At 43.9% G+C, this 23,753-nt stretch carries 17 protein-coding genes and 1 other RNA gene; 14 read left to right on the forward strand and 4 right to left on the reverse strand.

Going from position 1 to position 23,753, the window contains the following annotated elements; all coding sequences use genetic code 11:
- Positions 1-72: 72 nt before the first annotated feature.
- From U2P89_RS09310 to U2P89_RS09325, 4 genes are all read right to left on the reverse strand, one after another.
- Entirely contained in the window at positions 73-1,482 is a 1,410-nt protein-coding gene (locus U2P89_RS09310; RefSeq protein ID WP_322191245.1) for a TolC family protein, read from the reverse strand.
- Entirely contained in the window at positions 1,469-4,651 is a 3,183-nt protein-coding gene (locus U2P89_RS09315) for an efflux RND transporter permease subunit (protein WP_322191246.1), read from the reverse strand. Before U2P89_RS09315 ends, U2P89_RS09310 begins: the two co-directional genes overlap by 14 nt.
- Positions 4,652-4,721: 70 nt before the next feature.
- Positions 4,722-5,873, reverse strand: coding sequence for an efflux RND transporter periplasmic adaptor subunit (locus U2P89_RS09320; RefSeq protein ID WP_313381763.1), 1,152 nt, complete (start codon positions 5,871-5,873; stop codon positions 4,722-4,724).
- 329 nt (positions 5,874-6,202) lie between these two features.
- Positions 6,203-7,318: a DUF6051 family protein gene (locus tag U2P89_RS09325; protein ID WP_322191247.1), complete on the reverse strand. Its 1,116-nt coding sequence runs from the start codon at positions 7,316-7,318 to the stop codon at positions 6,203-6,205.
- Between the two features lie 265 nt (positions 7,319-7,583).
- Here U2P89_RS09325 and U2P89_RS09330 point away from each other — a divergent pair, with 265 nt between their 5' ends.
- The 14 genes from U2P89_RS09330 to U2P89_RS09395 all read left to right on the forward strand — a co-directional run bounded on the left by U2P89_RS09330 (position 7,584) and on the right by U2P89_RS09395 (position 23,657).
- Positions 7,584-8,441 carry a LytTR family DNA-binding domain-containing protein gene (locus U2P89_RS09330; protein ID WP_322191248.1) on the forward strand — a complete coding sequence of 286 codons (858 nt, stop codon included), beginning with the start codon at positions 7,584-7,586 and terminating at the stop codon, positions 8,439-8,441.
- A gap of 16 nt (positions 8,442-8,457) precedes the next feature.
- Positions 8,458-8,818: RNase P RNA component class A (gene rnpB, locus U2P89_RS09335), an RNA gene on the forward strand.
- 93 nt (positions 8,819-8,911) lie between these two features.
- A complete protein-coding gene (locus U2P89_RS09340; RefSeq protein WP_322191249.1) occupies positions 8,912-10,474 on the forward strand; it encodes a YihY/virulence factor BrkB family protein in 1,563 nt (520 codons plus the stop codon).
- A gap of 54 nt (positions 10,475-10,528) precedes the next feature.
- A complete protein-coding gene (locus U2P89_RS09345; RefSeq protein ID WP_091908648.1) occupies positions 10,529-11,278 on the forward strand; it encodes an MlaE family ABC transporter permease in 750 nt (249 codons plus the stop codon).
- 12 nt (positions 11,279-11,290) lie between these two features.
- Positions 11,291-12,055 (forward strand): ABC transporter ATP-binding protein, encoded by a 765-nt coding sequence (locus tag U2P89_RS09350; RefSeq protein WP_091908645.1) that lies wholly within the window; start codon positions 11,291-11,293, stop codon positions 12,053-12,055.
- 69 nt (positions 12,056-12,124) lie between these two features.
- Positions 12,125-12,865: a Fe-S cluster assembly ATPase SufC gene (sufC, locus tag U2P89_RS09355; protein ID WP_091908642.1), complete on the forward strand. Its 741-nt coding sequence runs from the start codon at positions 12,125-12,127 to the stop codon at positions 12,863-12,865.
- 29 nt (positions 12,866-12,894) lie between these two features.
- A complete protein-coding gene (gene sufD, locus U2P89_RS09360; RefSeq protein WP_092025683.1) occupies positions 12,895-14,235 on the forward strand; it encodes a Fe-S cluster assembly protein SufD in 1,341 nt (446 codons plus the stop codon).
- Between the two features lie 167 nt (positions 14,236-14,402).
- Positions 14,403-15,626, forward strand: coding sequence for a cysteine desulfurase (locus tag U2P89_RS09365; protein WP_322191250.1), 1,224 nt, complete (start codon positions 14,403-14,405; stop codon positions 15,624-15,626).
- 105 nt (positions 15,627-15,731) lie between these two features.
- Positions 15,732-16,310 carry an RNA polymerase sigma-70 factor gene (locus U2P89_RS09370; RefSeq protein WP_076928341.1) on the forward strand — a complete coding sequence of 193 codons (579 nt, stop codon included), beginning with the start codon at positions 15,732-15,734 and terminating at the stop codon, positions 16,308-16,310.
- Positions 16,311-16,522: 212 nt separating this feature from the next.
- Positions 16,523-17,506 carry a FecR family protein gene (locus U2P89_RS09375; RefSeq protein WP_019540041.1) on the forward strand — a complete coding sequence of 328 codons (984 nt, stop codon included), beginning with the start codon at positions 16,523-16,525 and terminating at the stop codon, positions 17,504-17,506.
- 779 nt (positions 17,507-18,285) lie between these two features.
- The gene (locus U2P89_RS09380) at positions 18,286-18,849 is read left to right on the forward strand and encodes a hypothetical protein (RefSeq protein ID WP_092025677.1); all 564 of its coding nucleotides are present in this window, start codon (positions 18,286-18,288) and stop codon (positions 18,847-18,849) included.
- Between the two features lie 151 nt (positions 18,850-19,000).
- Positions 19,001-19,813, forward strand: coding sequence for a molecular chaperone (locus U2P89_RS09385; RefSeq protein WP_092025674.1), 813 nt, complete (start codon positions 19,001-19,003; stop codon positions 19,811-19,813).
- Positions 19,806-20,837 (forward strand): hypothetical protein, encoded by a 1,032-nt coding sequence (locus U2P89_RS09390; RefSeq protein WP_091908632.1) that lies wholly within the window; start codon positions 19,806-19,808, stop codon positions 20,835-20,837. Before U2P89_RS09385 ends, U2P89_RS09390 begins: the two co-directional genes overlap by 8 nt.
- A 3-nt stretch (positions 20,838-20,840) precedes the next feature.
- On the forward strand, positions 20,841-23,657 hold the full coding sequence (locus U2P89_RS09395) for a carboxypeptidase-like regulatory domain-containing protein (protein ID WP_322191251.1): 2,817 nt from the start codon (positions 20,841-20,843) through the stop codon (positions 23,655-23,657).
- The last annotated feature ends 96 nt before the right edge of the window (positions 23,658-23,753 follow it).

The raw sequence follows: 23,753 nt of genomic DNA on the forward strand, positions 1-23,753 counted from the left end.
CCTGATAAATCGACTATCATTTAACAGACGGCTATCCTTTTATAAGGATAACTAAAGGGAACAGCAGGTAAGTCATTCAGCTCCTCCTCCCAAAGCCCGGTATAAATTGACTGAATACTGCAATTGTTCGAGCTTGTCACTTACCTCGCTAAGTTGTGCCGAGAGATAGTTTTGCTCTGCCGTGAGCACTTCTGTATAATTTGCTTCACCGGCGACCAGTAATTCTTTTGTATACTCCACTGCTTTCTGGGTTGAGTTGATTTGCTCCTGGCGGATACTGTTTTTTTTGACGGAAGATTCATAAGAAAACAGGATATCCGATACTTCCTGTCCTGCCCTTAATACAGTGTTCTTGAAAGTAATCAGGGCTGCTTCCTGTTGGGCTTTTGCTATTTTCAGGTTTCCTTTTAATTGTCCCCTGTTGAAGATAGGCTGGGTCAGTCCCCCGATTACATTGGCCAATAAATTCTCACTGCTGAAGAAATTGGTGAAACCCGGTGCCGCAAGACCGATCATCGAACCTGCATTCAATGTGACAGAGGGATAAAAACTCGCCTGTGCCGCATTCGTCAACTCAAAAGCAGCACGTAAGTCAAGTTCTGCCTGTATTACATCGGGACGTCTTGCCAACAGCTGGGCGGGAACACCAGTCTCCAGCCTTGCGGGGACTGCCTGGGCCTCGAATGCCGAGCGTTCTATTGCACCGGGTTTGCGCCCCAGCATCACTGAAATACCGTTTTCCAGTTGATGGATAGCACTTTCTAAATCATAGATGCTCAATTTTGTCCTTAACATCAAAGCCCGGCTTTGTTCTACGGCGGCCTCATTTACATTTTGCATGCCTGCCTCTTTCAGCGCCATCATTGTTTCCACATTTTTTTCCAGGAGCCTGACTGTTTCTGTAGTGATACGCAGTTGCTCGTCGAGCGCCAGAAGAGAGTAATAAGAGGTGGTAATATTAGCGATGAGTGAGCTCTGGATGAGATTCCTATAAGAATGGCTTTTCAGCAATAAAGCATATTTCGACCTTGACTGGCGGTTCAGTTTTCCCCACAGGTCCAGTTCCCACGATGCGGCAATTCCCAATGAAACGTTATTTGAATTGTAGCCAAGCGTCTTATTGGCATCACTCGTTGTCATATTCGATACCTGGCCTGTAAGTGATACAGTGGGGAAATAGGATGCGCGCGCCATATTCAGGATCGCTTCGGCCTGGCGGATACCGGTTACCGCCACCTGCAAATCAGCATTATTCTCCAGGCCTTCCTCGATCAATCCAATCAGGTAGGTGTCGGTGAAAAACTCCCTCCAGGGGATATCGGCAATGGTGGTTGTATCACCTGCGTGACTGTCCCTGTATAGGTCCGACGTATCTATTTTCGGTGTTTGGTAGCGGTTTAACACCTGACAGGAGGATAATCCCAGAAAAACAAAGACGATCCCTATGAAAATGACCGGCAGTATATTTTTATTTTTGTTCATTGCTATTTTTGTTTATTGGGTCATCACTTATGTTCACTATGCCCGATTTTGCAAACTTGTCATGCATTGTCTGGAATATGATGTAAAGTGAAGGAATGATCAATACTCCCAACACTGTTCCGATCAGCATACCTCCAATGGCACTGATACCGATGGAACGGTTCCCGACAGAACCTGCTCCGGTTGCAAAAAAGAGGGGTGTCAGTCCTGCAATGAAAGCGAATGAGGTCATCAGGATAGGACGCAAGCGGGCCACCGCTCCCTTGACGGCGGCATCCACTACATTCATTCCCTGTTTTCGCCGTTGGATGGCAAATTCCACTATCAGAATGGCATTTTTGGCCAACAGGCCGATCAGCATGATAAGGGAGATCTGGACATATATGTTATTGGTAATACCTTGTGTCACCCCAAATAATTTCAAAAAGATAAATACACCTGCCAAACCTACCGGAAGCGAAAATATTACAGCAAAAGGTATGAGATAACTTTCATAAAGGGCGCAAAGAAGGAGATAGACGAATACCAGACAGATCAGGAAGATAAGCAGTGTCTGGTTGCCGCTGCTGACCTCCTCACGTGTCATTCCTGTATATTCGAACCCATATCCTACCGGTAGCTCGTCCGCTCCCATCTGGTCGACAAGATCGATAACGTCACCGGTACTATATCCTTCACTAAAGTTGGGTATAATGGTTACGTCCATCGACGTGTACATATTGTACCGGGTGTAGGATTGTGGCCCGGAAAAGTCGGTTATTGTCAGGTATTCGGTAATAGGTGACATCTCGCCTGACGCTGTTTTCACAAAAAGGGCATCCAGGTTATCCATGTTTTTACGATATTCGGGCGATGCCTGTATAATAACACGGTAGGGCTTCCCATACAACGTAAAGTTGGAGGCGTACATACTGCCGATATACATTTGCAGGGTGGATAAAATATCGTTGAGTTGCAATCCCGATTCTTTTACCTTGGCAATATCCACTTCTATCTGTTTTTGGGGAAAATTGGGATTGAAAGTGGTGTAAGCGGTCAGGATTTGATCCGTAGACTGTAACTTACCCAAAAAATCCTGTGTGACATCAAAGAAATCATAGATATTCCCTCCTGTCCTGTCCTGCATCTTTAACTCTACACCGCTACTCAACCCAAATCCCCTTAATGTGGGAGAACTGAACACCGTAAATGAGGCTCCGATAATAGAACTTGTTTTTTCGGTTAAAACAGTCACCACATCCGAAGCTGTTCTTTTGCGATCTTTCCAGGGGGTCAGTTTGATGATGAGTGTGCCGTAAGGGCTACCCAGACCGCTCATAAAGTTGACACCGCTGATACTTGAAATATGTGCCACTTCAGGGATCTCTTTTGCGATTTCGTACGCCCTATGTACCATAGAGTCGGTCCTCTCGAGCGATGAACCCGGTGGCAGGGTGAGCATGCAAAGTACCGATCCGCTATCCTCCTGGGGAACAAACCCGGTGGGCGTAGTCTTCATCAATAGAAACAGCGCCACGCTGAATATTATAATCATTACTGCGGTTATCCAACGATGATTTTTCTTTCCCAGGAAATGCAGTGTCTTTTCATATTGATCGGTCAGTTTCTGGAACCATTTGTTAAACCATGCCGTAAAGCGTTTGAATATATTTTTCTTTTCTGCCGCCTCTGCCGCATGCGGTGAAGTGAGTAACAAAGCACTCAACGAGGGACTTAAAGTAAGTGCATTGATCGCCGAAATGAAAATGGCCACTGCCAGTGTCAGACCGAATTGTCGGTAAAAGACACCGCTCGTCCCGCCGATAAAACTAACCGGAATAAATACCGATGCCATCACCAATGTAATAGATATGATGGCCGGGGCTATCTCCTTTAATGTCAACAGAGTTGCTTCTTTCGCATTCTTGGCTCCCTTCTCCAACTGGGCATGCACTGCTTCGACCACCACTATGGCGTCGTCCACCACAATACCGATGGCAAGGATGAGCGCGAACAGCGTCAACAGGTTGATCGAAAATCCCATTACCTGCAACACGAAGAAGGTACCTATGATGGCTACCGGAACGGCTATTGCGGGGATCAAGGTAGAACGGAAACTTTGTAAGAAAACAAACACGACCAGAAACACCAGCAGGAACGCTTCAAAGAAGGTAGAAATAACTTTGGAGATAGATGCATCTAAAAATTCGCTGGCATCTGACATATAGACGAATTTAAAACCCGGAGGAAACGTCTTTGAGGCTTCATCGAGTGTCGCTTTTATATTTTTGATCAACTCGGTAGCATTGGAGCCGGCGATCTGGCTTACCTGCATCACTACCGAAGGGGTACCATCGGTAGCTGACATTACTGCGTAAAACAGGGCACCTAATTCAACCTCTGCCACATCGCCCAGCCGGAGTATATGCCCGTCCTGAGAACGGATAATAATGTTCTCGAACTCTTCTACCGACTTTAATCTTCCGGTATATTGCAATGAATATTCGAATGTCTGATCGCTGTTCTGACCGATTGAACCCGGGGCTGCTTCCACATTCTGGTCGTTTAACGCTGCCTGCACCTCGGCAGGTGTCAGATTGTAGGATGCCATAAGGTTCGGGTTCAGCCAGATTCGCATTGAATATGTCTTTGCTCCCATTACGCTGGCATCACCCACACCCATCACACGTTTTATCTGAGGCAGTACGTTGATATCGGTATAATTCTGGATAAATGCCTGGTCGTGATCGGGATTGGTAGACGACAAAGAGATTGTCAATACATTATCACTCTGCTGTTTTGCAACAGTTACACCGGACCGTGTAACTTCTGCCGGAAGGAGAGAGGTTGCCTGGCTTACCCGGTTTTGTACCATCACGGCAGCGATATCCTGATTAACCCCCGGTTCAAAATATACAGTGATGCTTCCCGAACCACTGTTTGTAGCGGTGGAAGTCATATAAGTCATACCTTCCACACCGTTTATCTGCTCTTCCAACGGTATGATCACGCTGTTCATCACCACTTCTGCGCTCGCTCCACTATAATTAGTGGATACACGTATGGTGGGAGGAGAGATGTTGGGATATTGTTCTACGGGGAGCGTAGCCAGGCCTATTATCCCCAGCACTACTATCAGGATCGAAATAACGGTGGCAAGCACCGGCCTTTCTACAAATATTTTCAGCATATTATTGTTGTTCAATTACATTAGGCGTTTTCTTCGCTCGGCAAAACAAATAAATTTGTTCTGCTCTTGCTTAACGAAAACGTTCCGTTTTTATTTTTCGTGCGTTGGCTAATGTGGCTATCCCGTCCACGACGATCCTGTCTCCTTCGGACAAGCCGGAGGTTACGGCATAATGCTTGCCATCGGGCAAAGGAAGTACCGATATAATTGTTTGCACGGTGGAGTCGTTTTCATTGGCCGAATCTTTCACCACTTTATAGAGTACCACTTTGTCCTGTTGGGTAAAAGTGGCTTTTTGGGGTATGACAAAAACATCATCCAGCTCTCTGGGAATGGATATTCTGCCACTGGCTCCGCTTCTGAGCGCTCCGTTCTTATTGGGGAAATTGGCGCGAAGGGTAACCGAACCTGTTTGGGAATTTATAATACCGGAAATGGCTGTTATTTTCCCCTTTTCGGGATAAATGCTCCCATCTGCCAGAAGGAGGGTGGTTTCAGGAATGTTGTTTATTTTTTCGGACTGTGTTTCCCCTTCAAGAGTTTCCAGCAATGATGATAATGCCTTTTCGTTCAGGGAAAAATAAGCATACGCAGTGTTGGTCTTTGAAACGGTGGTAAGTGTTGTTGTACTGGTAACCATATTTCCGCTACGGTACGGGATTGATCCCACGATACCATCGATAGGGCTGGTGACAGTTGTCCAGCCGGAAGTGGCTTGTGCCGCTCTTAATGCCACCTGCGCCTCATTATGTGCCGCTTGTGCTGCAGTATAAGCATTCTCGTAGGTTTGGAGCTGCACCCCGCTGACGATATTCTTTTCGGCAAGAGGACGTATGCGTTCCACATTTAACCGTGCTGTATTGAGGTTGGCGTTTGCACTCTCCAATGCTGCTTTTGCCGAGGCCAGGTCATGTTCGGAAGTAGGCGAATTAATAGAGAACAGCGCCTGCCCTTTTTTCACAACAGCGCCCTCTTCGATATATACCTTGTCTATATATCCGTTCACCCGCGGTTTGATCTCAGCATCTTCTTCCCCTCTCAGTGTAACGGGGAATACCGATTCCAGTACGGCAGTCTGCTTTGTAAGCTCCTGTACTGGATAAACCCTTGCTGATAAAGTGTTGGCGTCATTTTTTGATCTGTTTCCGCAGGCGGTTGAGAATAGCATTATCAGAAGCGCCGACGAAATGAAATACGCGTTTTTTTTAATTTTATGACTCATAAATAATTGATGATTTTTACATCGTAACAAATGAGGAATAACCCAATCTTAAAAGGAATAGGAAGATGAATTCAATAACCCAAACCTTTTTGACGTACAAAAAAAAGTATAATTTTTCGTTTTGACAAAAAAAATCGACGAACTGCATATTATGGCCAATAAACATTTTTTTGTGTTATCGAAATGATAGAACGCAATCAATTGACCTTAGCCGGAAAAATAGTGCCGATAGGACGCCTCTACAAAGACGATTTATTACGAAGGAGCAACAACGCTGTTATTTGACAGGGAATAGCTGAACTATTTCATTAAGTGAGTGCAAAATGAATTTATGCCAAAAACTCTGCTGCCCGGGAAAAAACATTGGTGAAGGCATTGTTCAGGGAGGTGGTATCTTTTGAAGTGAGGGGGAACGGATTTTCGTGCGTATAGGGGAACGGAAAATCAAGTAATTGGATGGTCGATTCCGCATTTTTTTTACCCAATGCTTCCAACACCCCGTGATAAGGGATCACAAGATCGTTGGACAAGGCAATCCCCCTGATCCTTTCTTTGAAACAAGAGAAGAATTTTTCACGTTCGGAACGAAATCTTTCGGGGGTGATCATCCGGAGAAAAGCGTTGAAAGCATTGTCACGTTCCCATAGGGGAACGGCTTCGTTTCCAAAAATATGGATGTAGTACTGCTGCAGTTTTTCAAAAGCAGGTTTGTCCAGGATACTTCTGGAAATGCCGAACATAGAGCGAAAGATGCTTCCTCCACAAAACATAAAGAGCCGGGAATCCGAGAAAAGACCTTTTTCGTTAGCCATTAGGGCTACCTGTGATAGGAAAGCGCCGATCGAATAGGCAAAGATGTCAATTTGCGCATCTTCTTTGAAAAGGGGATGCTGGCCGTTTTTTATCTCTTCGAACAGGACTGTCAAATCTGCCCAGGTTTGCCTCCCCGACAGATAAAACCGTTCCGGACTCTGACTGATCCGGTCGCTCAAGGCCACATTGGCATAGCTGATAGTACGATCGTCGATGTACTTCTCTTTGCGGAAATTCAGCAGGCTCATTAAGCTACGCGGATTCGACCATGTCATAGGTGCACGGTTTATGTGGAAAGCGATAGGGAAAAGTATCACGGGCTTACCGGTATTGAAACATAGATATTCCGCCCAAGTGAGATATTTACTCCAGTTTCGTTCATTCAGCCCATGCAGTAGCAATATGGCTTCCTTTTGCCTGGATTTGCCCGAAGGAGCGAATACCGGGTATTCGAACGAAAAGTTTTCGAGTATGTTACTGTCCGTATGTGGCAGCGTGCCGCCTCTTTCGTCACTTGAAAGACTGTTGAAGCGGAAGAAACGTATGTTGATGCCTGTTTCTTCTATATGACAGTCCATTCCTTGTTTGAAACGGTTATTCAGCGTAATGTATCGTTCGTTGTAATTCATCATAACTCACCTGCTTTTTCAGCAAAAGAACAGGCTTTCTCACTCTTGTACAAATCAAAGGGAAGGGTGCGATGAAAATGGGACAGAATCCTGCATATGGGGTGAAATCGGTTATTCAGGGGTGAAAAAAACCGCCGGAAAATCCGATTATTTTGGTAAGTCATCAATAAAAATTTACTTTTGCATAATATAAGATGCGCCTCAGCATAGTGCAAGCAAGCTTGCCTCTGCGTTCGTGTACCGGGTGGACATATAAATTCATTCTACAATGGACGGAAAGATCCCTGCATATTTGTATGAGAAAAGGAACAGCATAAAAACGATTCTTTTTACAGCTCTTTTTGCCCTGCTGTTTATCAATCTTTTTCAACCGTTCGGTTCCCGTGACTGGTACCCCGGCATTTCGGATACCAAGTATTTTGCGTTTTCGAGCCTGATCATCCTTACCGGTATGTTAGTGGTGGTGATCAGCCGGATGATCCTTACAGCCTATTCGAAAAAAAGGGATGTATTATATTGGCAGTACGTATTATGGATATTGTGCGAAGTGGTCTCGATGGCTGTTTTTTATACCCTCTTCGCAAGATTTTTTCCCAAAGACGGGATCGAGAGGGATATCTCCGAGATCTTCCGGCAAAGCCTCTTCAATACCGCCTTAGTACTGCTTTTACCCTATGCCATCACCTGGCTCTATTTCTCATGGAAAGAGAAAAGTACACTTCTGGAACATATCGAGCAGGAGAAATCTGCCGATACCCGTGCGAAAACGTTGATCGCGTTCCCTGATGAGAAAGGGGATCTTAAAATATCGGTGATGCTGGAAAATCTGCTCTATATTGAGTCTGCAGATAATTATGCTACTATCTTTTACCTTAATAAGTCGGGCGTGTCCAAATTTCTGTTGCGTAACTCCCTGAAATGGATGGAGGAACATCTTACTAAAGATACACCTTTGATCCGTTGCCATCGTTCTTATATAGTAAATATGGACAAGGTGAAAATATTGAAGAAGATAAAAGGTGGCATTGTGTTGGAATTGGATGAAGGACGCACACCTGATATCCCTGTCTCTAAGACCTATTATGAGTCATTTATGCACAAATTTTCGCATTATTCCCTAATTTAGTATTACTTTTGCACTTGCAGCAGGTCGGTTTGTCGCTTCCCGCCAGGCGGGAGGAGGAAAGTCCGGGCAACACAGAGCGCCATACTTCCTAACGGGAAGCTGTCCGTGAGGGCAGATAAGCGTAACAGAAAACGACCGCTCCGGCCGGTGCCGGAGTAAGGGTGAAAAGGTGAGGTAAGAGCTCACCGGACGTTGCAGCAATGCAGTGTGCCGTACGCATTATGGGTTGCAAGGCCATGTATATCGGATACTTAGGGTTGCTCGCCCGATGCCGAGGGGTAGGCCGCTAAAGGAGAGTGGTGACACTTTTCCGTAGATAAATGACAAACATCCGATTCGTCGGTATACAGAACCCGGCTTACAGACCGGCTGCTTTTTTATAAGAACTATTTCGTTAAGCTAAATGAGCAGAAGATAAACTTGTTTATATTATGTCATAGCGAGAAATAGTGCAACGAAGTTGAAAAGTCATGGCAAGGAAAAAAAAGAGATACGAACCGGAAGAGGAACGGCCAGGTAGACTTGAGCGGCTGAAGATCAAGATAAAAGAGTTGATCCATTTCCTCTCATACGGTATCTGGCGTCAAAATCCAGAGACACTCTCCGGCAAAAAGAATATCCTGTATGATGCCATAAAGACGGTTATGCTCACCGTGAGGAATGTACAGGAACTGGATATTGCAGCCAGTGCCCGTTCGCTCACATACAGGACACTTCTCTCCATTGTACCTTTACTGGCCATTATCTTTGCTATTGCCCGTGGGTTCGGAATCGAGAATATTATGGAGAGCAGTATCTTCAATTTTATGCTGGGTAACAAGCCTGCGGATGAGATCGTAGTTGCAACGCCGGAGCCGGGAACCGATAGTACTATAACCATTACTGCGGGGATAGGGGCAGTGGATACGATTTATCAGGCAAGTGAGGAGATAACGGTGAATTCAGCTCTTTCCCCGGCTGGAGCCGGTGAAGAAGAGGTGTCGGCAGAAGGACGGACCCGTGAATTTCTCAATCTCCTGTTCCAGATTATCGATAACTCGCTCGAAGAAGCAAAGGGTGGGGGTGTATTTGCCGGAATAGGTATTTTGTTGTTTCTATATACTATCCTGGTACTCTTTAATGATATAGAGAGGAATCTGAATAAGATATGGCAGATTAATAAAGGAAGGGCGATTGGGCGAAAGGTGACCGATTACACTGCTATGGTACTCTTTATGCCTGTATTTTTTATTCTCGTCAATGCGCTGAATATTCTCAGCTACCCGCAAAACGATACTCTCAAGATCATCTATATTCTCTATCCTTTTATTCCGAGACTGTTGGATATTGTACCCTTTGTGGTGATGATATTGCTTTTTACTGCATTATATAAGTTCCTGCCCAATACAAAAGTGAAGTTTATGAATGCCCTGATAGCCGGAGTGGTTGCAGGGATCGCATTTCAGTTCTTCCAGATGCTCTACCTGAGCGGACAGATGTGGATTACCCGTTACAATGCCATTTACGGTACATTTGCCGCCATCCCCCTCATGCTACTGTGGATACAGATGTCGTGGTTCATCGTGCTGATTGGCGCAGAGGTCTCCTACGCGGCGCAGAACGTGCGTAAGTTCTCGTTTGAAAAGGAAACGCGCAATATCAGCCGTCGGTACAGGGATTTCTTTACATTGATGATTGCCTCGGAAATTGTGCAGCGTTTTGCCGATGAAAAGCCGCCTCTCACAGCCGACCAGATATCGGTCAGATGTAAAGTGCCCGGACGGCTTACCAACGATATCCTGGATCAATTGGTTGAGCTGAAGATTATTTCCGTGACGCCTTCTGATGGTGATGAGCGTGTCCCGGCGTTTCAGCCGGCCATGGATATCAGTTTGATTACGGTAGACCGGTTGATTTCTGAATTGGACGAACAGGGATCGGAAGATTTCATGATTGATATCGACGGGGATTACCAGGAGCACTGGAAGGCATTGATGAATACGCGTATAGGGCTCCATGGCGGGGCCAGTGATCTCCAGCTGAAAGATCTTTAAGCTGTCGCAGACGATAAAAAAATAAAATGATTATCTTTGCCCCAAACAAGCCACATGAGTTTTATCAGTTCCATAGAAAATGTAGGTGAATATGCACTGTTGATGAAGAAGGTGCTTACTATTCCGGATAGGATGAGTGAATTTCTGAAGGAATTCATAAAAGGGATCTTCTTCCTGGGGGTGAACTCAATATGGATCGTGGTGATTATCTCTTTCTTCATCGGTGCGGTGATTGTCTTGCAGATTGCCCTGAACATCGATTCTCCTATGCTACCCCGATTCACAGTCGGTATGGTTTCGCGTGAGATCATACTCCTGGAGTTCTCATCAACCATTATGTGTCTGATATTGGCGGGTAAAGTGGGATCGAATGTGGCTTCGGAAATAGGTACCATGCGTATTACCGAGCAGATCGACGCATTGGATATTATGGGGGTGAATTCTGCCAATTATTTGATATTCCCGAAGATAGCATCATTCGTAGCTTTTATGCCGGTATTGGTTATCTTCAGTATGTTTACCGGTTTATCCGGCGGCTATATAATCTGTCTGGTTTTAGGGACACCATCGGTAGAAACCTATGTATATGGTATCCAGGCTTTCTTTAGGGAGTCGTTTATCTGGTACTCAATTGCCAAGTCGATGGTGTTTGGTTTTATTATCGCTTCTGTTGCCGCCTACTTTGGTTATACGGCTAAAGGAGGAGCATTGGAAGTAGGCCAGGCCAGTACCAATTCAGTGGTAATCAACAGCGTATTGATATTGGTTTGTGATTTGGTATTCACGCAGTTAGTATTGGGGTAAAGAAGTGCCGCTATGATAGAAGTGAAAAATCTGAGAAAGGAATTCGACGGCGAGATTGTTCTCGATAATATCAATGCTTCCTTTCAAAATGGGATGGTGAACATGATCATCGGTAAGAGCGGCTCGGGGAAGACTGTTCTGCTGAAATGCCTTGTCGGTCTCCTTTCTCCTACTTCGGGAGAGATCCGGTACGACGGGAAGAATTTCGTGGGACTCAAATCGAAAGAAGTACGCCGGTTGCGCCGTGATATAGGGATGCTCTTCCAGGGAGCGGCCCTTTTCGACTCAAGGACAGTATTGGAAAATGTGATGTTTCCTCTCGATATGTTTTCACGCAAGAATCGTCGTGAACGTAAAAAACGGGCCGAGTTTTGCCTGGAAAGGGTGAATCTGCTGGAGGCTGCCAATCTTTATCCTTCTGAAATCAGCGGGGGAATGAAAAAGAGGGCGGCTATTGCGAGGGCCATCGCTTTGAATCCAAAGTATCTTTTTTGCGATGAACCTAATTCCGGCCTCGATCCCAAGACATCCCAGCTCATCGATGAGTTGATCCACGACCTGACAAAAGATTTCTCAATGACTACTGTAGTAGTGTCACACGATATGAATTCGGTAATCAATATCGGAGACAAAGTGATCTTCATCAATGAGGGAGTCAAAGAATGGGAAGGGAACAAATCGGAAGTAATGGGAACCGACAACGAAAAGCTGAACGATTTCGTTTTTGCTTCCGACCTCTTCAAAAAAATCAAAGAAGCAGAAGAGGAAAAGGGGTAAAGAATAAAGATAGAACAATTTCATGGTAAGAGTTGTTACTCCGTAGTTACTCAATAAAAAATAAATAATATGTTAAAAATAAAGAACCTGCATGCAATTGTAGAAGAACAGGAGATATTGAAAGGGATCGATCTGGAAGTCAATGCCGGAGAAGTACATGCGGTCATGGGCCCGAACGGATCCGGAAAGAGTACCCTGGCTTCTGTGCTGGCAGGCAACCCGAAATTCGAAGTTACTCGTGGCAGTATTCTTTTTAAAGGAAAGGAACTGCTGGAGATGGAACCCGAAGACAGGGCACGTGAGGGAATATTTCTCAGCTTCCAATATCCGGTAGAGATCCCCGGTGTGAGTATGGTAAACTTCATGCGTGCTGCTGTCAATGAGCAAAGAAAATACAGGAATGAGGATCCCATATCGGCTACAGATTTCCTGAAATTGATGCGTGATAAACGTGAATTGCTGGGTATGGACAGCCAACTGGTAAGTCGTTCGGTAAACGAAGGTTTCTCGGGAGGAGAAAAGAAAAAAAATGAGATCTTTCAGATGGCGATGATCAACCCGCTGTTGTCTATCCTCGATGAAACCGATTCAGGTCTCGATATTGATGCCCTGAGGGTGGTCGCAGCCGGTGTAAATAAGCTGCAGACCAGAGAGAATGCTACTATTCTTATCACCCACTATCAGCGTCTGTTAGAATATATTAAACCCGATTTCGTACATGTGTTATATGCAGGTAAAATAATTAGATCGGGTGGACCGGAACTCGCTTTAGAACTTGAAAAGAAAGGATACGATTGGCTGATAAGATAAGGCCGTAACCCCGTAACCCCTAGATAAAAATGATTGAACAACAATATATAGATCTGTTTAAGCAGTATCGCAGTGAGTTGGATGCTAATTCTGCAGAAGGGCTGAACAGACACCGGGATGCAGCTTTCGATATATTCACGCAGATTGGATTCCCCTCTTCAAAGCAGGAAGAATACAAGCACTCGAATATAATGCGCTGTTTTGATAAAGATTTGGGATTGAACCTAAGGAATATTCCTATCCCGGTCAATCCTTACGATGCTTTTAAATGTGACGTGCCTAACCTCTCTACATATACCTGTTTTCTTATCAATGACAGGTATTATGATAAAGCAGAGCAAGCAGAGAATTTACCTTCCGGTGTTTTTGTCGGTAGCTTGCTGCAATTCGCAAAAGAATATCCTGCACAGTTTGGTACTTATTATGCTCAGATTGCCGATATGAGGGATAACGGCATAGTGGCTTATAACACCATGTTTGCCCAGGATGGTTTTGTAGTATATGTCCCCAAAAATGTAGAGGTTGAAAAGCCGTTGCAGTTGATTAATATCCTGCGAGGGGGGGTAGATTTGAATGTGAATCGTAGAATATTGATTATTGCGGAAGAGAATGCCCATGTGAAATTACTTGTCTGCGACCATGCCGTGGATGATGTTCACTTCGTGGTGACCCAGGTAACGGAGATCTCAGCCGCAGCTTCTGCGCAAGTTGATTTCTACGAACTGGAGGAGAATTCGGAAAAAGTAACCCGGTTGAGCAATCTCTTCAGTGAGCAAAAAGAGAATTCTAATGTAGTTACCAGCGGTATTACACTTCACAACGGCTACACACGCAACAATTACAGGTTCCGTTTGTTGGGAGAGTACGCCGAAGCGCATGCGGGAGGATTGGCTATCTGCGATAAAACGCAGCATATCGATAACTTTGCCTTTCTTGATCATGCAGTGCCCAATTGTATGAGTAACGAATTATTTAAAAATGTGTTGAAGGATAAGGCTACCGGTATTTTTTGTGGAAAGATATTGGTGGAGAAAGATGCACAGAAAACGCAGGCCTATCAGACAAACCGTAATCTGGTTTCTTCCAATACAGCACAAATGTTCTCAAAGCCACAGTTGGAGATATATGCCGATGACGTAAAATGTTCCCATGGACTTACTACCGGACAGCTTGATGAGGATGCCCTGTTTTATATGCGCGCCCGTGGTATCGATAAAAAAGAAGCCCGCCTGTTACTTATGGTGGCATTTACTCGCGATGTGGTGGATATGATCCGTATCCCTACATTGCAGGATCGCCTGATTACTCTTATCGACAAGCGTTTTCGTGGTGAACTGATGCGCTGTGGGAATTGTAATGTATGTAAGTAAAGGTGATTTGTTGATTTAACGATTAGTGGATTGGAAATTAGAAGTGGAGAAGCCTAAGAAGTGGAGAAGTTGAGAAATGAAGAATCTTGAATTCTGAAATCTTGGAATCTTGAATTAACAATCGACGTAGTCAAATCCTGAATTTTGAATTTTGAATGTTGAATTGATTGAAAGATCTCGATATACATAAAATACGTGCCGATTTCCCGATACTTTCGCGAGAGGTATACGGTAAGCCATTGGTCTATTTCGACAATGCCGCTACTACCCAGAAGCCGCAGTGTGTCATGGATAAGATCAATGAGATGTACACTACTGTGAATGCCAATGTACACAGGGGAGTGCATTTCCTTAGCCAGGCGGCGACTGATGAGCATGAAGCTTCAAGAAGGACGGTTCAGGAATTTATCAACGCTGCGTCTTCTAATGAAATCGTTTTCACACGAGGTGCCACCGAGTCGATCAATCTGGTGGCGTCATCATTTTGCAGGGACTTCTGCCGGGAAGGTGACGAACTGGTGATCACAGCTATGGAACACCATTCCAATATTGTTCCCTGGCAGTTGCAGTGTGATTATTACGGATTGAAACTGGAAGTGGTGCCAATCAATGCCGAGGGTGAACTGATCCTGGATGAATTGGAGAAAAAGATCACTTCCCGTACCAAACTGATTGCGGTTACCCATATCTCCAATGTGCTGGGGACAGTCAATCCGATAAGTCGGATCGTGGAAATAGCACACCGGCACGATATCCCCGTACTGATCGATGCGGCGCAAAGTGTGCAGCACCGAAAAGTGGACGTACGTGAGATCGATTGCGATTTCCTGGTTTTCTCTTCGCATAAAGTGTATGGACCTACTGGTGTTGGTGTATTATATGGAAAAGAGAAATGGCTTGATGCACTCTCCCCTTATCAGGGTGGGGGAGAGATGATCTCGAGTGTTTCATTTCAGAAAACCACTTTCAACAGCCTGCCATTCAAGTTTGAAGCGGGTACTCCCGATTTTGTGGGAACGGCTGCATTGGCTTCGGCGCTGCGCTATATTACTTCTATAGGATTAGAGAATATAGATCTTTATGAACACGAGTTGCTCCGGTATGCTACCGAAAAGCTGCTTGCCGTATCTGGATTGCGAATCCTGGGGAATGCCGCTGATAAGAGCAGCGTAATCTCTTTTCTGGTGGATGGTATTCATCCCTACGATATGGGTACCCTACTGGATAAAATGGGGATTGCAGTCCGTACCGGACACCATTGCGCTGAACCGCTGATGCGCGAGCTGGGCGTGGAAGGTACTGTTCGTGCTTCTTTTGCCTTTTATAATACCAAAGAGGAAATAGATATGCTCATAAGTGGTATTCAAAGGATTGTTCAGATGTTTCGGTAACAATTGATAATTGACAATGGACAGTTGATAGCTGGTAATTAGTAATTGAAATTTGGTAATTAATGATCAGCCAATCACTGAATCAACAAATAGAACGGCAGCTGTATGCAAAAAGAGTTCCGGGGTAAGGAGAGAAATGAAGATCACGCTTTATTCATCTTATTAAAAAAGAGGGATAAAGAGGCTTTCTCCATGATATATCAAAAATATCACCGGTATCTCTATTCATTGGCGCTGAAATACCTCAAGAGTGTACAAATGGCGGAAGATGCCGTACAGCATGTGTTCGTAAAATTGTGGGAATCCACTGCAGATATTCATATAGAGATAAATTTGAAGAATTATCTCTATACGATGACAAAGAATTATATTCTGAATATGATCCGCGATCATAAGGAGGCAGTTTCTCTTAACTATGTCAATGCGCAGATCGATTTTCCCGCACATGAGGATATTTTGAGGGAGGTGGAAGAAAAGCAGATGTATGAAATGCTTTATAAATGTATAGAACAACTTCCGCCTCAGAAAAAAGAAATCTGTATGAGGAAACTGAAGACATCCGATAGTAATCAGGAGATTGCCGATAAGATGGGGATATCAGTTCATACTGTGAAGTCCCATTATCAGGAATCTCTAAAAATATTACGATCCTATTTTCAGCAGATTAAGATGCTCTTATTATAAAAACAGGAAACGAAACTCATTTCTTTTACCCGGATATGTGTCTATATAATATAGAAAGTGGAATGGTGGAATGGTGGAAAAGTGATTTAATTGGCAATTACCAATTCCTAATTACCAATGGATCAATGCGACATAAGTCCGAGACCCGAAATCTTTCATTTTTCACTTTTAGTTTAAGAAGTCTTGGTTCTTGACTCTAAAGTCTTTATTAAATGCAATCATCGGACAAAAATATTATTAACAGGGTTATAGCCGAATCGGCATCGAAAGAGGAGGCTGTAGAGGTGGTCGATTGGTTCTCTTCTACGGTCGAGGGGCAGCAATGCCTGTCGGATATGCTCGACAGAGATGCTTATCTGATGGAGAATGAACCTGACCTTGGTAAATCATTTACCCCATTACAGTCCGATCTCCTGTACAAAAGGATCGACAGGAATATCTACCAAAACCGCTTCAGAAAAAATCTACTCAAAGTGGTTGCCGTTCTTTTGCCGATATTGCTTCTTTCAGGATTAGGTTTTTACCTGAACAGACAGACTGATCTTTTCTCCGGAACAACCTATTCCGAAGTATATGTTCCTAAAGGAGAAGATGCGCGGATCTTTTTCCAGGACGGTACAGAGGTATTCCTTAATGCAGATACAAAGATCCGTTATCCGAACAGATTCGGATTACGAAAAAGAGAAATCTATCTCGAAGGAGAGGCCTATTTTAACGTGGCTTCCAATCGCAGCCGCCCCTTTGTGGTGCACGCACAGCATACCGAGACAGAGGTAGTAGGTACCTCTTTCAATGTAAGAGCCTATGGTAATAGCAACACTATAGAAGTAGTGCTGGATGAGGGGAGAACCGCTTTTCACGTGCATCAAAACAGCTACCCCATGTTGCCAGGACAAAAAATAGAATATGATAAGTCGACCGGGAGAATAACTTTGCGAAATCTTATCAATCCATCCAATGCTTCATTATGGAAAAAGAATGTACTCCATTTCTATGATACCCCTCTTGCTGAAGTGATAAAGGAACTGGAGAGAAGATTTGATGTGCAATTTCATGTGCAAGATGCAGCAGCATTGAATTACAGTTATACCCTAACGACCAAACAACCCGGTATTGAAAATGTGCTGAAGGAGCTTCAGAAAATATCCCCGGTGAAATTTGTTGTCGAGGGTGATACGGTTACTGTTTCTATTTAATCTTCTCATAAACCCTGCAGAACTGATACCTGATTTCACTGATTCCCTGTTTGTTCATTCTTCCTGTTTGTTTTACTATAAATCCTTAATATATCAATATGCAACTTATGTGTTGCCGAATAGAGTATCTTATAAAAAAACGGACACCAAATCTAATGATTTATTATATTAATCGTTAAAAAATGAACAGTGTGTTTTTTATGTAATTTAAACAACTATTTTGGACTAAGTTTATTACGCATGTTTAACCTTAGTTAAAAGTATTTAATAAATACTATCTATGTTAAATAGATAAAAGATAATGTCCTTTTTTTGTTATTTCGAAAAGTCGACGTACCTTTGACTCACTTTTTTGAGTGAATATGATGTAATATGTTGTAGGTTAGTATTCTAAACCGTATTTAAGGAATAAAGGCGCTTCCCGGAAAAACTTTATTCGTGGGTCGGTTAAATAAATGATGGATTATACATAGAACAGAGAGTAAAAATAAGTAGGCATACAAAAATCATCTTCACTGACTCGTATTAAGGATATCTGCACTTTCACCCTGCAGGATTCGATATCCGGATCATAGAAAAGATTATTTTACAAGTAGTTTAATAGGTAAAAACCCGAAAGAAATTGCACAGCAATGGATTACTGGATTTTTGTCTTAACATCTGGCGGATTCAGCTGTCTATAAAGAGTAATGAAATGTCCTTTATATATAAATTTGTGGCATGGTCGGCCGTTAAACAGACCGCATAAAGAAATAAACACTTTATAAATTAATTCAAAAATGAGAACTAAAAACTTTCTTTCAATCGCCGCTTTGATCATTTGCGGTTTAGTATGTGTGAACAGTGTGAAAGCAGAAGGTCCGTCGAATACGGATAATGTAACAGTGAATATCAGGTTTAAACCAATCCAGACAATTGTTGTTAATCCGAGTCAGAAAACAGTAAATCTCGTGTACGAAACAAAAGATCATTATGCGAGTGGTGTCTCTTCCGAGCAAAAAGATCATTTGACCGTATTCAGTACCGGAGGATTTCAAGTAAATGTGAAATCGAACGGGGAGTTTAAGAGAGGTGACGGAGCGGAGGTTATATCAGCCGGTGATGTGAAGATTTTAGCATCACTTGGAACAAATACCACAGTGGGTGAATTTAATGAACAAGCTTTAACGACAGGAGATACCCCTATAATTACAGCATCCCGGGGTGGGAGTGTACTTAATTATAATATAACATACGATAACACTGCTGCAGGAGCCGGATATAAGTACATTAACAGATATATCCATGATGATGCCGAATCGGTATATACAGCACAGGTTACCTACACTATAGTATCAAAATAAAGTATATTTATTAAAAATAGAAAGAAGGAGGGGAGAACATTTCGGTTGAATTGTTTCTCTCTCCCTCTATCTTATATTCAATAGGGTATTATTACTTGTATTTAACAATCAATAGGGACGACCGACCCGACTGAATAAAATATTCTAATCGATGAGATATCTGTTTGTCCACTGTTTTTTACTATTTGCCGGACTTTTTTTCATAATTCCTTCCACCGTCTTTTCACAGGTAGGGATTTCGGTGTCTCCGCCGCGGGTATATTATAGTCTGGACCCGGGAGAGACAGGATCACAGAAAGTACTGGTCAGCAATGTCAGTAAAGATCATCCGCTCAATTTCTCCCTTACAATGGGGGATTGGGAATACGATAGTTATGGTGGCAACCTTATGTTCCCGCCTGATTCACTGGATAATTCCTGTGCCGGCTGGCTAAGCCTGCCCGGTGGCATGTATATGACCCTTGAGCCGGGAGAAAGCCGGGAGATCGATCTGACTATGACCATACCTGCGGAAATCGACCGTGACGCGAATGTACAGACGGCCATGCTATTTGTAACGCAGATGAATCCCGTAGATGGCGTAGATACGCAGGGAGCAGCCATCAAGATCAATGTCCGCCAGGGAATAAAAATATACCGTAAAGGCAACGCTCCGGAAATAAAGAAAGTGGAAATTGAGAATCTGGCATACGATAAGGAGACCAATTCGCTGATGCTCTTATTCAGCAATGTGGGTAATATTTGGATTAACGGCCGTGCGAGCGCCAGTCTGTTCAACCAGGGTGACGGTAAAGAATTGAACATAGAAGCGGCCGATTTTTATACGATGCCTGGTGACCGCCGGATCATGCAGATTCCTCTCCGGCAAGAGCTGGAAAAAGGAAGATATACCGCCACCGTGATGCTCGATTACGGTGACCGCACCACGATAGAAGCCGCAGAGCTGCAGTTCACTCATGAGTAGGCTATTCATATACATAGAACTTCTTTTTCTCTTATTCCATATATCGGCATACGGTCAGGTGAATCTGACATGGCAGGGAGGATCCGACTATCTTAGCGTGGGTTCCTATTCAGGTGCCGTATCACAATCGGATATTACCAGATTGAAAATCAGCGGTAATGGAAATATTACTTTCGAGAACTGGAAATTATCCGCCCGGATAGTAAACTACCCGGTTGTAAACGGAGGGAATGAATTTCCTGCAGACAAAATAAGTTTTTCCCCGACCGGAACATCCGGTAATTTGAAACCGGGACCCGTCCCCGGCGTTACTCAGGTAGGAATGCCTTTATCCGTTCCATTTCAAAACGGACCGAATGAAGTGTACCTTGTTCCCAATTCCAATGCCCCCATCATAAACAACAGCCCAAATCAAAATGATTATTTTGATTTTATTATGGGATTTAATCTGACGGTCGCTCCCGGCAGCTATTTGAATTCCCTGCAGGCATGGAAAGAGTATCCGTTTCAGATAGAATATACGCTATACGATAAAAATAATATACCCATAGCCCGACTGCAACATACTTTTAAGATACAGGTAACCAATCTGGGTAATCCTCCTCCTGAAGAGAAACGGTACACCATCCGGGTTTCTACGGAAGCATCTAATGGACTGCTGGAATTTAGAACGATGGCGGATTATATCAACGGCAAAAGTGTTACTTATGTTGACGGATTATCTGTTTCCGCCACTACTGCCTATCAGGTTACGGTAAGATCCGTATCCTCTCATTTCTCCTCCTCCGCCGGCAATACTTTACCGTTGGATATTGTTCACCTGCAATTAAGCGGGGGAACCGGAAATATATATTCCCGTACGCTTTCTACTGGTACCCAGACCATACTGGAGGGACCCTCTACCGGGGGTACACCTGTAAATTTTGATATTACCTATTTTACCGAAGCGAATGATTCGCGCCTGTTCAATGTTCCTCCCGAACAATACGAGACATCGCTTATGTATGAAATTTCTCCCCGATAGCAAATGTTCCGCAATAGAAAAAAGCTCTGCTTCACAGGATTATTGCTCATCAGTCTTTATACTTTCCACGGAATAAAGGCTCAATCTGTTGCGGAAGAACCGGTCGGCTTGGAGATACGGGAGTCTTCGGTTAATGCACAGGTTATAAGTCATATCCTGAAGATAACCAATCGATCGGAGCAGATATTCACTGGAACTGTCCTGTTGGATCCACTCTCGGAACTCCGTTCCCTTTCACAGGGTGAACGGGAGATTTCTGTTGCTCAGAACGACAGTGTTTTTGTCGCTTACCGGTTAATTGCAGCCAAGGATATCGGTGCGGGAAGAAAAGCTATCAGGTATATCATTCTCAATGAAAAAAAGGAAAGGGTGCTGGCCCGGGAAACCTACATCGATATTGAAGAGCGGGAGCAGATATTTTTCATGACGGATGACGCCCCACTGATGATAACCCGTCCGGAGGATTCGGTGCGGGTGCATGTAACGGTGAATAACAGCGGAAACACATATCAGGAGGTGACATTGGTGTTTAATGTTCCCAACCTGCGGGAAGCACCTGCTTTTACAGAGATGAAAATCACCATGGCGCCTATGGAACAGAAACGGTTTATCCACAGCTTTATTCCCAGTGGCAATCTCCTTTCATCGGGACAATTTTCGGTGCATATCACTGCCATGAAAGGGAGGGAGAAAACGATTTTTGGGAGTAAGACCGTTACCGTGCAGAATGTTTTTACAGATAGGAAGTATATAGATACCAATCCCGCCCGTAATTTGTATCCCGGACAGGGATTGGCCGACAATTCCGTTACATTGAGCTACCGGCAGTACAATGCTACTTCGAATATGCTGCAATTACAGGGTGGGGGATATATGAACCTGCCGGCAGGCTATCTCCACCTGAAAGGGAATATCTACAAATACAATTCCGGCCATACACCCATGATTACCAATACCTCGTTGATGTATAAGCTTGAAGAGAATGAGTTCACTATTGGCAACGTGAGTGAACAGACGGAGTTACCGCTATTTGGCCGGGGCGCAAAAGCAATATTGTCGACTGCCGACAGGAGAAAAACGCTCACTTTCGGGGCGGTCGATCAGAATTTTAACTTGATAGGTTCACAGCCATGGTTTACCGAGTATTACTCGTTTTACATACAAGGCGCATTAGGAGACAATAATTCAGATAGGGGTATGGAAGCAACCTATATTTACCAGAAAAACCCTTATGAAAAAGCAATATATAATGTAGGAGGCCTTCAGTGGAGAAGCTTGTTAGGGAAAAATTGGAGCATCCATATGGAGACGCATGGAGCATTGAGCAGCTATGAGAACCTGCCGGACAGCAAATTCTCCGGTGCGGCTGAACTTAGGTACAGGGGTAATCTACCTTTCGGAGTCGCTTTGGACGGATCGGGTTATTACAGCGACGGATATTTTCCCGGAAGCAGAAAAGGAACTCTCTCCTTCACGCAGGGAGTCAACAAAAGATTGTCTGAAAACACCTATATCAGCGGCAGTATTGGTTACAACAGAACGGCGCCTAAATCATACGCCTACACCTATACTTACCGGTCGGAAAACAGTTATGGAAATATCATGCTTTCATTGCCAAAATTAGGGAGAGTAACGTCGTCACTCTATTACCGGCATCAAGGTGAAAGTTCCCCCTCATACACCTCATGGCTCGATGAAGGAACTGTTTCAGGGAATGTGCGAATGGTTTCTCATCGCATGGGATGGCAAGGGCGATGGCAAAGTCCCAATGCGAGGCACTCCCTCTTCGGCACACTGGAGGCTGGATTTTTTGCCGATCCTTTGGAGGGTGGCCGTTCGGGACAGGCAAAAACAACCCTGAATTACTCATTCCGGGAAGTGATGATAGACGCCTCATACCAGAAAGGAGCTTACTATCTCTATGAATATATGATGGCGAAGCAACAGCATAAGGAGTTCAACCGGTTTACCTCTTCGGTTTCCATCAATAAAAATATTTCTAAAAAATTATCTTTCTCGTCAGGTATCAACTTCAGCCATGATGTGTATCAGGGCAGCGTGCCGTCGGCGAACCTTACTGCAAACTTTTTTGCAAAAGATAATATGGCTTTTTTTATGAACGCTTATTGGTACAGATACACGTTTATCAATAGCAGTAATATGTTCAACGTGCAGGTGGGAGTGACATGGAATTTCAGCAAATCGCAGCCGATGAAGGGGCGGAAAAGCAAGGTAGTCGCTCAAGTCTATTACGACCATAACGCCAATAACCGTTATGATGACGGAGATGAGCCGGCCGGAGGCTATCTGCTGAACATTGATAACAAAGCCTTTATTTCGGACGAAGAAGGAAAGGTTCGCTACTCGCTGGTACCCTACGGCGAGTATATAGTGAAGCCGATACAGACGGGACGCTGGTTCTTCGACCGGAAGAAAATCACTGCCAAAAGTGCCAGAACGGTGATCAATATTTCCCTCAAACAAAGCGGTACATTACAGGGAAGTGTCGGTTATATCAGTGATGAGAATAGTGTGGAGATTCTGCCGAGGTATGAAGGTCTTCGATTTATAGTAATAAATACCGACGGAACAGTTGTTCAAACCGTTGTCACCGATGCCGACGGAAAATTTATCACTTTCCTGCCCATGGGAACCTATACCATTACCTTCGATACCAAAACATTGCCTGAACACTCCGAGTGTAAAGATTATACCCGTACTTTCACGATCGAAGCCGGTAAAACTACAGTTCTCGATCCTTTTGAGATCGAAGTGAAAGAGAGAAAAATAAATATAAAACGCTTCTTCGCTTCCGATTGACCGATATAATATTTATATGTTTCGGATATTGTTTCTGTTGTCCTTCGACCCTTTTTCTCCGGATCTTTGTGACCTTTTTTGTCTCTCTTTTTTTAT

It is taken from the genome of Proteiniphilum sp. (assembly GCF_034331125.1).
GTDB lineage: Bacteria > Bacteroidota > Bacteroidia > Bacteroidales > Dysgonomonadaceae > Proteiniphilum > Proteiniphilum saccharofermentans.